At 41.8% G+C, this 1,948-nt stretch carries 2 protein-coding genes; one reads left to right on the top strand and one right to left on the bottom strand.

From position 1 onward, the window contains the following. The coding region (locus K8R76_09075; protein ID MCD4848330.1) for a GntR family transcriptional regulator at positions 1-160 on the bottom strand (160 nt) is incomplete at its 3' end. Between the two features lie 263 nt (positions 161-423). Here K8R76_09075 and K8R76_09070 point away from each other — a divergent pair. Continuing rightward, positions 424-1,680 carry an ATP-binding protein gene (locus tag K8R76_09070; protein ID MCD4848329.1) on the top strand — a complete coding sequence of 419 codons (1,257 nt, stop codon included), beginning with the start codon at positions 424-426 and terminating at the stop codon, positions 1,678-1,680. Positions 1,681-1,948 lie beyond the last annotated feature (268 nt).

Here is a 1,948-nt window from a genome sequence, read left to right as displayed (position 1 = left end):
TGGCAACTGTGTTCGGGTTAATCCTGAGAGTTGTAGCAAGCTCCCTTATGGAAGGGAGTTTTCCTTCTTCAGCCAGCATGCCCGAAACAATTCGCAGCCTTATCTGACGTTTCAGCTGCTCGTAAACAGGTATTGCCGACCTTGAATCGATACTGTACATTTGTACCTCTTTCCATCAACTGTATCACTATTATAGTACAGTGATACAGCGTGTCAAGAGGTCATTTTAACTCATATATCAGCTTTCGCAGTCAATCCGCAGCATAACATTCTGATATTCAGTTTTAACAGTCTCTGCAAATCTTCAGCCTGAAATCGAAACACCTTTCCTGGTCATACTAACATTTGCAATGTTGAATATATACTATTTATCAATATTGACAATGTTGGTTGCTTCTTGCATAATTTGTATCGGGTGGTGATATGGAAACTATATATCTTGAGCGATTGATTAACGATCAACGGGATGAACTTCTATCAAAGGATACAGGTACTCCCAGAGAAGTGTCCTGGCGGAATCAGCTGAACCTGGATCGGATAATTGCCATTACAGGTATCAGAAGATGCGGTAAATCAACACTTTTGAGGCAGATAGCGGAATATTGCGGATCAGATTTCAATTATGTAAACTTCGCTGATATAAGACTCACAAGTTTTACAGAATCGGATTACGATATTCTTCTGAATATTTTCAGCAAACCAAATAGTTCATCTATTTTCCTTTTTGATGAGATTCAACTTGCCCCGGGCTGGGAACGCTATTTAAGAAGACTTCATGATCTGGGATACAATATTGTTGTAACTGGTTCCAACAGTTCACTGCTCAGTAATGAACTTGGAAGCCATCTTACGGGCAGATATATCCGGCAGGAGCTGTTTCCGTTTTCATTCAACGAGTATCTTGATTACTATGATTTCAAGTGGGTTCGCGAGTCAACGAATTCCGTATCTCAACTGATGCTATTAAGCAAAAACTACATATTCAACGGTGGGTTTCCTGAGTTCCTGAAGCATAGAAGAAGAGAACTTCTTGAGCATACATACAGTGATATAATTTACCGGGATATCATAGCCAGATATAGTATTAAGGAACAATTGGCTTTCAGGGAACTTGCTCTTTACCTGATGTCTAATCCAGGTATGAAAATATCTTATGGAAAACTATCAAAACAACTCGGATTCCGAAGTTCCACTTCCGTGAAGGAATACATCTCTCATATGGAGGATGTGTACCTTCTATTCCAGATACACAAATTTGACTGGTCTCTCAAGCGCAGCCTGCTTGCACCCCGCAAAGTATATCCTGTAGACAATGGTTTGAGCTGTGCAGTAGCCTTCCGCCTGTCACCCAATCGTGGGCATTTACTTGAAACTGCTGTTTTCAATCAGTTGAGACGGTTCGGATCACCATGGTATTATGCTGACAGAAAAGAATGCGATTTCGTCATTGAAAACAGTGATTCGGGTTACCACTGTATTCAGGCATGCTGGCATCTTGAAGGAGATAATCAGGATAGAGAACTGGAAGGACTTCAGGAAGCCATGCAATATTTTGATAGCGGATCGGGAACAATCGTAACCTACGATCAGGAAAGCACTGTCAAACTTCCTGATGGAAGAACTGCCAGGCTGGTTCCATTCTGGCGATGGGCACATGAACATAATAACACATCACAATAAATTGCATAATGATAGATACTAGTCTGTATCTTCTGTGAACGATGGTTTTGAATCACATGAATATGAGAAGAGCCCGGCGGAATGCCGGGCTCTTCTCAGGTGAAAATCACCTTATTTCGAATGAGGTTCTTAGAAGTTCATTCTCCAGCCAAGGTACATGTCGGTGTAACCGTCAAGCCCTTCAGCTTCGTAACTGACGTTCCGTCCGCCTATCTGGATGGTATTCGCGGGGGTAAGATAGCAGTTGAGACAGAAATCCATTACCGTG

The organism is Candidatus Aegiribacteria sp. (genome assembly GCA_021108435.1).
GTDB lineage: Bacteria > Fermentibacterota > Fermentibacteria > Fermentibacterales > JCC-6 > Aegiribacteria.
The sequence above is the reverse complement of the archived record's forward strand: the minus strand, read 5'-3'. Positions and strand labels throughout refer to the sequence as shown.